Origin of the sequence: Parvimonas sp. M20, assembly GCF_035282425.1 — a bacterium.
Lineage (GTDB): Bacteria > Bacillota > Clostridia > Tissierellales > Peptoniphilaceae > Parvimonas.
On record NZ_JAYKBQ010000001.1, the window covers coordinates 214136 to 223741 of the forward strand.

Annotated in this window: 10 protein-coding genes; all 10 read left to right on the top strand. The window is 27.6% G+C overall.

The window, feature by feature from the left end; translation table 11 throughout:
* Positions 1–268: 268 nt before the first annotated feature.
* On the top strand, positions 269–586 hold the full coding sequence (yajC, locus tag VJI93_RS00905) for a preprotein translocase subunit YajC (RefSeq protein WP_323998630.1): 318 nt from the start codon (positions 269–271) through the stop codon (positions 584–586).
* A gap of 66 nt (positions 587–652) precedes the next feature.
* Positions 653–2398, top strand: a complete 1746-nt coding sequence (recJ, locus tag VJI93_RS00910) for a single-stranded-DNA-specific exonuclease RecJ (protein WP_323998631.1) — start codon at positions 653–655, stop codon at positions 2396–2398.
* 12 nt (positions 2399–2410) lie between these two features.
* Positions 2411–4564 carry a RelA/SpoT family protein gene (locus VJI93_RS00915; RefSeq protein WP_323998632.1) on the top strand — a complete coding sequence of 718 codons (2154 nt, stop codon included), beginning with the start codon at positions 2411–2413 and terminating at the stop codon, positions 4562–4564.
* Positions 4564–5013 carry a D-aminoacyl-tRNA deacylase gene (gene dtd, locus VJI93_RS00920; RefSeq protein ID WP_323998633.1) on the top strand — a complete coding sequence of 150 codons (450 nt, stop codon included), beginning with the start codon at positions 4564–4566 and terminating at the stop codon, positions 5011–5013. Before VJI93_RS00915 ends, dtd begins: the two co-directional genes overlap by 1 nt.
* A 9-nt stretch (positions 5014–5022) precedes the next feature.
* Entirely contained in the window at positions 5023–5646 is a 624-nt protein-coding gene (locus VJI93_RS00925; RefSeq protein WP_323998635.1) for an MBL fold metallo-hydrolase, read from the top strand.
* A gap of 21 nt (positions 5647–5667) precedes the next feature.
* Complete coding sequence (locus VJI93_RS00930; RefSeq protein ID WP_323998636.1) at positions 5668–7104, top strand: NAD(P)/FAD-dependent oxidoreductase; 1437 nt, start codon at positions 5668–5670, stop codon at positions 7102–7104.
* Between the two features lie 10 nt (positions 7105–7114).
* The gene (locus tag VJI93_RS00935; protein ID WP_323998638.1) at positions 7115–8383 is read left to right on the top strand and encodes an NAD(P)/FAD-dependent oxidoreductase; all 1269 of its coding nucleotides are present in this window, start codon (positions 7115–7117) and stop codon (positions 8381–8383) included.
* 2 nt (positions 8384–8385) lie between these two features.
* Complete coding sequence (locus VJI93_RS00940) at positions 8386–8730, top strand: DUF1667 domain-containing protein (RefSeq protein WP_323998640.1); 345 nt, start codon at positions 8386–8388, stop codon at positions 8728–8730.
* Positions 8731–8798: 68 nt separating this feature from the next.
* A complete protein-coding gene (locus tag VJI93_RS00945; RefSeq protein ID WP_323998642.1) occupies positions 8799–9185 on the top strand; it encodes a hypothetical protein in 387 nt (128 codons plus the stop codon).
* 3 nt (positions 9186–9188) lie between these two features.
* On the top strand, positions 9189–9606 hold a 418-nt coding region (locus VJI93_RS00950), incomplete at its 3' end, for a hypothetical protein (RefSeq protein WP_323998643.1).

Genomic DNA, 9606 nt, shown 5'->3' on the forward strand with positions numbered 1-9606 from the left:
TATAGATATAAGGAGCTAAGAATAGAAAAATCTTAGCTTTTTTATATTTTAGGTTTAGTAACTAAATTTTAAAAGCATCCTTTTATTTCCTTTAAAAAATAGTAAGAGTTGTAAAATTATTGTAGGAAAGTTCTTATATAGTTAATTTGTTTTTTAGTTTTAATAGTTTAATATAATAATTTTTTTGTTGTAAAACATTATAAATATTTGAAATATAATAGATTTTGTGTTAGAATATAGTCATATATTTAAGTTTAGGAGGCATATTATGGATCAGGTGACTATGCAATTAGTTATGATAGGTGGTTTTATGGTTATTGCTTATTTTCTTATGATTAAACCTCAAAAGAAAAGACAAAAAGCCATAATGGATATGAGAAATAATTTAAAAATAGGAGATAATATAGTTACAATTGGTGGAATTAAAGGTAAGATTATTGAACTTACTGATACTGACGTTGTAATTGAAACATCTGATGGAACAAAAATAGAATTTATTAAATCTGCTATTCATTCTATCGTTAGCAAATCTGAAGAATCTTCTGAAGAAGATGATGAAGAAGAGGAAGATAGCGAAGAAAATTAATTTTTAATTAAATAGACGGATTTCGTCTATTTTTTTCTTTATAGGTAATATTGAAAGGAGGTATTTATGAAAAAATGGTTTATTAAGTCTGATAATGGATTAACTAAAGAAAATTTCAAAAATAATAATGAATTTTCTTATATAACTTGTCAACTTTTGGCAAACAGAAAAATTGATTATAAAAATGTAAAAAAATTTTTATATCCTGATTATAAATACCTCCATAATCCTTTTTTGATGAAAGATTTAGATACAGCTATTGAAATTATTGTTGATGCTATAGATAATAATTTGCATATACAAATTGTTGGAGATTATGATCAAGACGGTAATTCTGCAACTGTTGTTCTAATGAAGGGAATAGGTTTTTTTACTGATAATATCAGTTTTGCTATTCCACACAGAGTAGAAGATGGTTATGGTATTTCAAAGGGAATTGTAGATAATGCTAAAGAAAATGGCGTTGATTTAATTATAACTTGTGATAATGGAACATCTGCATTTGAAGTTGCGGAATATTGTAATTCTATAAATATTCCAATGATTATAACTGATCATCATCAGGTATGTTTTGATGGTGAAAAAAATCAAATTCTTCCTAAAGCAAAAGCAGTAATAAACCCTCATAGGGTAGATTGTGAATATCCATTTAAAGAATTATGTGGTGCCGGAGTTGCATTTAAGTTAATGCAGGCATTATTTGATGAATTAGGTGGCGACGAAAATTATTTGATAGATTTATTACAATTTGTATCTATGGGAACGGTTTGTGATGTTGTTGACCTAGTTGATGAAAATAGATTTTTTGTGAAAAAAGGATTAGAATTATTAAATTCTAGTGATAATATTGGAGTAAATAAATTAAAAAAAGAGAATGAGGTAGGAAAAATAACAGCTACTTCATTAGGATTTAAATTAGGACCTTGTATTAATGCTGCAGGAAGACTAGAGTCTGCAAGCATTGGTGTTAATTTGTTTTTAGAAGAAGATGAAGAGTCTGCTGATAACTATGCTAAGAAATTAGTTGAATTAAATGGTAAAAGAAAAGATTTAACTAACGAAGCATACTCCAGAGTGAATTTAAAAATTAAGGAAAATAAATATTTTGAAGATGATATTATTGTAGTATATGATGAAGAAATTCATGAATCAATTGCTGGAATTGTTGCAGGAAGAATTAAAGATTATTATTATAAACCAACTTTAGTTTTTTCAAAAGCAAAAGAAGAAGGTATTTTAAAAGGAAGTGCTAGGAGCATTGAAGATTATGATATAATTTCAAAACTTAGAGATTTTTCAAATCTTTTTGAAAAATTAGGAGGACATGCTATGGCAGCGGGTTTCTCAATAAAAGAAGAAAATTTAGATATATTGCGAAATGAATTAAATAAGAATTCTAATTTGATTTCAGAAAATTTTATAGAAAAAGTAAAGATTGATTGTTCATTAGATTTTAGATTATTAAATTATAATATTGTGGATGAATTAAAATTATTAGAACCTTATGGAAAAGCAAATCCAGAGCCTCTATTTGGAACTAAAAATGTAGAAATAAAATCTATTTCTATTATAGGAAAAAATAAAAATGTAATAAAATTAATTTTAAGTCAAGATAATGTAGAATTTAGTGGAATTATTTTTACTAATTACGATAAATATATTAAGTATTTTAACGAAAAGTTTAAAACTAATAATATAATATCAGAACAGAATAATATTAAAAATAAATTTGTAGATATTTTATATACTCCTGTAATTAATGAGTATATGCATACAAAATCGATACAATTACTAATAAAAGATATAAGGTAGGAGGTGAGAACAATGTTAGATGAATTATTATCAAAAATTAAAAGCTATAATCCAAATACAGATGTTGAAAGAATTACAAAAGCATATGATTTTACCAAAGAATGTCATGAAGGTCAATTCAGAAATTCCGGAGAACCATATTTTATCCATCCTGTGGCGGTAGCTAATATTTTAGCAGATTTATATATGGATGATGCAACAATTATTGCTGGCCTTATGCATGATATTTTAGAAGATACGGAAGTTACATTTGAAGAGATGGCAGAAATGTTTGATGAAGAAATTGCAAATCTTGTAGATGGAGTTACAAAACTTAAAAAAATTAAGTATCAAAGTAAACAAGAATCACAAGCAGATAATTTGAGAAAAATGCTTTTAGCTATGAATTCAGATATTAGAGTTATAATAATAAAAATTGCAGATAGACTTCATAATATCAGAACTTTGGAATATATGAAAAAAGCTAAGCAATTAGAGAAAGCAAAAGAAACTTTAGAAATTTATGCACCTTTAGCTTATAGACTAGGTATGAGTAATGTTAAATGGGAACTTGAAGATTTATCTTTAAGGTATTTAGAACCTGAAATATATTATGACTTAGCTGAAAGAGTTAAGAAAAAGAGAAGTGAAAGAGAAAAAATTATAAATGATATTATTGAAGAAATAAGTAAGAGTTTAAAAGAACATAATATTCAAGGAGAAATAAGCGGAAGACCAAAGAGTTTATATAGTATTTATAAGAAAATGTATAAACAAAATAAGAGTTTTGATGAAATTTTTGATTTAACAGCTGTTAGAATTATTGTTCCAACAATTAGTGACTGTTATGCTGTTTTAGGAATAGTTCATTCTAAATGGAAACCAATACCTTCAAGGTTTAAGGACTACATTGCAGTACCAAAACCTAATTTATATCAATCTTTGCACAATACACTTATTAGTAATTCTGGAGATGTATTTGAGGTGCAAATTAGGACTTTTGAAATGCATAAAACCGCAGAATATGGGATTGCTGCACATTGGAAATATAAGGCCGGTGTTGATAGAAGCACAAGTTTTGATGATAAATTAACTTGGCTTAGACAACTTATGGATTGGCAAAGAGAAGTAAATGATAATAGAGAATTTATTACTTCTTTTAAAGAAGACTTTGTTTCTGATGAAGTTTTTGTCTTTTCTCCAAAAGGTGATGTTATAAATTTGATAGCTGGAGCAACACCTATAGATTTTGCTTATAAAGTTCACACAGCAGTTGGGAATAATTGTGTTGGAGCTAAAGTTGATGGTAGAATAGTTCCATTAAATTATAAGTTAAAAAATGGAAATATAGTAGAAATACTTACTAACCCTAATTCATCAGGTCCTAGTAAGGATTGGCTTAAGATTGTTAAATCTTCTCAAGCTAAGACTAAAATAAAACAATGGTTTAAAAAAGAGAATAAGGCTTTAAATATCGTTCAAGGTAGAGATATGCTTGAAAAAGAAGTTAGGAGATTAGGTTTTACTTATAGTAAGATTTTAAAAGATGATTGGCTTTTACAAATTGCAAAAAGATTGAGCTTTAATACAATTGATGAAATGTATGCTGGAATTGGTTTTGGAAGCATTAATTTAAAACAGATTATACCAAGATTAAAAGAATTTTATAGCGATTATTATCAGGAATCAGCTGATGATATAATTAATCGAGTTAAAAGTGAAAAGTCTGAGAGTAAACTTAATTCTAAAGGAGTTATTGTAAAAGGAATTGATAATATAGAAGTTAGCTTTGCGAAATGTTGTAATCCTCTTCCAGGAGATGAAATAGTAGGGTATATTACAAAAGGTAGAGGGATTTCTATTCATAATTGCAATTGTACTAATATAAAAAATGTTATAAATCGAGATAGACTTATTGCAGTTGAATGGACCAATACTAAAAATTTATTTTATAAAGTTGAAGTTGCAGTTATTTCTTTAGATCAAGTTGGAGCATTGGCAGATGTAGCTCATATTATTTCAGAATCAAAATTAAATTTAGTAGGTATAACTGCAAAAACCGGAAAAGACAAAACTTTTATTACTAATATTATAGTTGAAATAAAAAATATTGATGAACTTGATAGGTTAATAAATAAAATTAAATCTTTAAAAGGTATACTTGATGTATATAGGGTGAGAGCATAATGAGAGCTATATTACAGAGAGTTAATTTTGCAAGTGTAGAAGTTGATAAAAAGGAAGTATCCAGAATTAGTAAGGGACTACTTCTTTTTGTTGGCTTTGGAAAAGAAGATACTGATTATGATTTAAAGTATATTTTTAAAAAAATTATAAATCTTAGAATTTTTGAAGACCAAAATTCTAAAATGAATCTATCAGTTTTAGATAAAGGGTATGAAATTTTGATTGTTTCACAATTTACTTTATATGGTGATTGTAGAAAAGGTAATAGGCCTAGTTTTGATAGTAGTTTATCTGTTTTTGAAGCTAAGAAAAAATATGAAGAATTTTTGAAATTATTTTATGATAATGATATTGCAATTAAGACAGGAATATTTCAAGCTGATATGAAAATATTGCTTGAAAATAACGGACCTGTTACAATTCAGTTGGATTCCGAGAAAAGTTATTAGGAGATAATTATGAATATAAAAAGAATAGTTGTTGGAGTATATGCAGTAAACTGCTATATCGTTTATAATGATAATAAAAATGGATTTATAGTAGACCCAGGTGGAGATAGTGATGATATTATTAAATTTGTTGATAAAGAAAACATAAAATTAGAATTTATATTGCTAACTCATGGTCATGCAGACCATATTGGAGCTGTAAAAATTATAAAAGAAAAATATGATTTACCTATTTATACTAGTATAAATGAAAAAGATTTATTAGAAGATCCTATCTTAAATTTATCAAAATCAATTCCACCTTTTAAAGATATAGAGTTAATAGCAGATAGATGGCTTTATGATGAAGAAATAATAGATTTTTATGGGGAAAAACTTTATATAATGGAAACACCTGGACATACAATTGGAAGTATCTGTATTCTTATGGATGGTGTTATATTTTCAGGAGATACATTATTTAGAATGAGCATAGGAAGAAGTGATTTACCTACGGGAAGTTTTGATGAAATAATTAATTCTGTAAAAAAATTATATAATTTAAAAAAGGATTATAGAATATTGCCGGGTCACGGTGCAGAGAGTAATTTGCAATTTGAAAGAGAAAATAATCCGTTTATGAAAAATATGTAAAGATAGTGGGAGATACAATAAATGTATGATATTATAGTGATAGGTTGTGGAGTAATAGGTGCGAGTGTTGCTTATGAATTATCTAAGTATAATTTAAAAGTCTTAGTATTAGAAAAAGAAATTGATGTTGCTGATGGAACTACAAAGGCAAATAGTGGAATTTTACATTCAGGCTATGATCCTGAACCCGGAACATTAATGGCAAGGTTAAATGTAGAAGGTTCAAAAAGAATTAAAGAATTGGTAAAAAAATTAGATGTTCAATATAATGAATGTGGTTCATTAGTTTTAGCTTTTAATGAAGAAGATGAAAAAACTTTAGAAAAATTGTTAGATAATGGTATTAAAAATGGTGTTGAAAATCTGAGAATTATCAATAAAGAAGAAATTGAAAAAATAGAACCAAATATCAATAAAACTGTAACTAAAGCACTATTTTCACCAGGTGCAGGAGTAATAGATCCTTGGGAATTATGTATAGCAATGTCTCAAGTTGCTGTTTCAAATGGAGTTGAAATAAAATTAAATAGTGAAGTTGTAGATATTATAAAAGAAGATGAAAAGTTCATAGTAAAAACTAAAGATAATACATATACATCCAAATATATAGTAAATGCAGCAGGAGTAAATTCAGATAAAGTGCATAATATGGTTTGTGAAAAGGAATTTGAAATAACACCATCTAGAGGTCAATATTTTATATTAGATAAAAGTCAAAAAGATCTTGTTAAACATGTACTATTTCAATGTCCATCTAAAGCGGGTAAGGGAGTTTTAATTGCTCCTACATCACATAATAATATTATAATCGGTCCCAATGCTGAAAGCAATTCAGAAATTTTTGATAAATCAACAACTTTTGAGGGATTAAATGAGGTAAAAGAAAAAGTTTCAAAAACCATTTCTAATATTCCTTACTGGGAAAACATTAATAATTTTTCAGGGTTAAGGGCTAATAGTACAGAGCCTGATTTTATAATTAGGGAAGCAAAAAGCTGTAAAAATTTTGTTGACTTAGCTGGAATAAAATCTCCAGGCTTAGCTTCTTGTGCTGCTATTGGATTAATGTGTTTAGATATTTTAAAGGATATTGGTGTAGTTTTTGTAGAAAAAGAAAATTATATTGATAACAGAAAAATTATAAGAATAAAACATCTATCTCCTGAAGAAAAATCAGAAAAAATTAGAGAAAATCCTCTTTATGGGAATATAATTTGTAGATGTATAACTGTTTCTGAGGGAGAAATTATAGATTCATTAAATATGCCTTTACCTCCAAGAACACTTGGTGCTGTTAAAAAAAGGACAGGAGCTGGTATGGGACGTTGTTTAGGTGGTTTTTGTGGTCCAAAAGTATTAGATATAATTTCAAGAGAATTAAATATTCCACCGGAAGAAGTTTATAATACTAATTTTGGAAGTTATATTATAACTGGAAAAACAAAAGAAGGGGAGTAAAGTACCTAATATGGAAAATTATGATTTAGTTGTTATTGGCGGAGGTCCTGCAGGGCTAGCTGCTGCTTGTGAAGCTAAGAAAAATGGAATAGATAAAGTATTGATTTTAGAAAGAGATAAAGAGGCTGGTGGAATTTTAAATCAATGTATTCATAACGGATTTGGATTACATTATTTTAAAGAAGAATTAACAGGACCAGAATATGCCCAAAGATTTATTGATTTAGCAAGAGAATATAATGTTGAAATAAGATTAAATTCAATGGTATTAGATTTTGATGAAAACAAAATTATTCATGCAATAAGCAAGGATTATGGCTATCAAATAATACAAACAAAAGCAATTGTACTTGCAATGGGATGTAGAGAAAGAACGAGAGGAGCAATTTCTATACCTGGAGATAGACCTTCTGGAGTATTAACTGCAGGTTCTGCTCAAATGTATGTTAATATGCAAGGCCTTATGTGTGGTAAAAAGATTGTTATTTTAGGTTCAGGAGATATTGGATTAATAATGGCAAGAAGATTATCTTTGGAAGGGGCTGAAGTTATAGCTTGTGTAGAACTTATGCCTTATTCGAATGGTCTTGCAAGAAATATAGTCCAATGTTTACATGATTATAACATCCCATTGTTACTTTCTCATACTGTTACCAACATCATTGGGAAAGATAGACTTGAAAAAGTTGTTATAAGTAAAGTTGATGAAAATAGAGTTCCTATAAAAGGTACTGAAATAGAATTAGAATGTGATACATTATTACTTTCTGTAGGCTTAATTCCAGAAAATGAAATTACTCGAGAAATTGGCATCGAAATAGATGGAAGAACTAAAGGAGCTTTTGTTTTTGAAAATATGGAAACAAGTATGGATGGAGTTTTTGCATGTGGTAATGTATGCCATGTTCATGATTTAGTAGATTTTGTTACAGGAGAAAGTCAAAAAGCTGGTAGAGCAGCTGCAAAATACATTTTTGATAATAATTTATTTGAAAGTAGAAAGATTGAGATTTTAAATGGAGATGGAATTTTTTATACAGTTCCTCAAAATATTAGGGTTGAAAATATGGAAAATAGATTAGAAATATTTTTCAGAGTAAAAAGTGTAGAAAAAAATATTATAATTAAAGTTGCGGATGAGAATGGAAAAATTATAAAAGAATTTAAGAAATCTCATGTTGCACCAGCTGAAATGGAAAAAATTGCTTTAACAAAAAAACAAATAGAGTTTGTAAGTACGGATAAGATAATTATATCTATGGAAAAAGGAGATAATTAACTATGAAAGATATGGTATGTATTGTTTGTCCTGTTGGATGTCGAATATCAGTTGATGAAGAAAATAATTATAAAGTAATAGGAAATAAATGTCCAAAGGGGTCAAATTATGGAAAAAAAGAATTGACTTTTCCAACTAGAACTATAACTTCCACTGTAAAGATAAAAAATGCCATTCATAATAGATTACCAGTAAAAACTTCACAAGAAATTCCTAAAAATCTGATTTTTGATATTATGAGAGAATTGAATAAAGTCGAAGTTGTTTCTCCGATAAAAGTTGGCGATATTATTTTGGAAAACGTATTAAATACTGGTGCAAATATCATTGCAAGTAGAGATATGTGATTTATTATAAGGGTATTAAATATTACAAATTTTTATATAGATTGATTTCAGACTAGAAAGGTGATTAAATGAAAAAGATATATATTATAGGCTTAGTTATAATTTTAATAGGAGGTGTTTTTATGGCTTTTAGTTTAAATGGAAACAGAGCAAAACACAAAGAAGAATTTAGAGAAAGACAAGAAAGACTTGCCCTATATTTTGTAAATAATTATGAATTAACGAATGGTGAAGAAATTAAAGAAATAAAAATTACAAGTTTCTTTAAAAACAAAATGACGGGATCATGGCGTTGTTCTTTTTTAATAAATGGAAAATATTCTGCTAATGTTTCGGAAAGTGACAGAACAAGAGAAATTGATGGTGCTGGATATCACGGAGAGGATTTTAAAGAAATATTACCGCCAAAAAATAATAAAAAATTAGAAGCAAAGATAGAATATTTTGAGGATTAGAATATGAGTAATGTAAAGATTACAGATTATGATTATAACAAAATTTCACAAGAAGTATATAATGTTCGTAAAGATAAAAAAGGTGTTGACATCGTTGAAAAAGAAGGTGAATTTAAAAAATCTAATAATAGATTTAAAGTTTTAGAAGTACTAGACCATGAAAATGGAATGCAAGCAATGGCAGTTGCTCCAATAATAAATGGAAAAGTGGATACAAAACATATTGTAATTGCTTATGCAGGAACTGATGAATGGAATGATATTGAAACAGATGCTCAAATGATAGGATTTGGAAATACAGAAACACTGAATACAAGTTTTGGTTCGGGCAGATATAGTGAAACCCATGATGCTCAATCAAAGACTGCATTAGAATTTGCAGATAAGATAAAAGCAGAATATCCAGATTCTATAATAACTA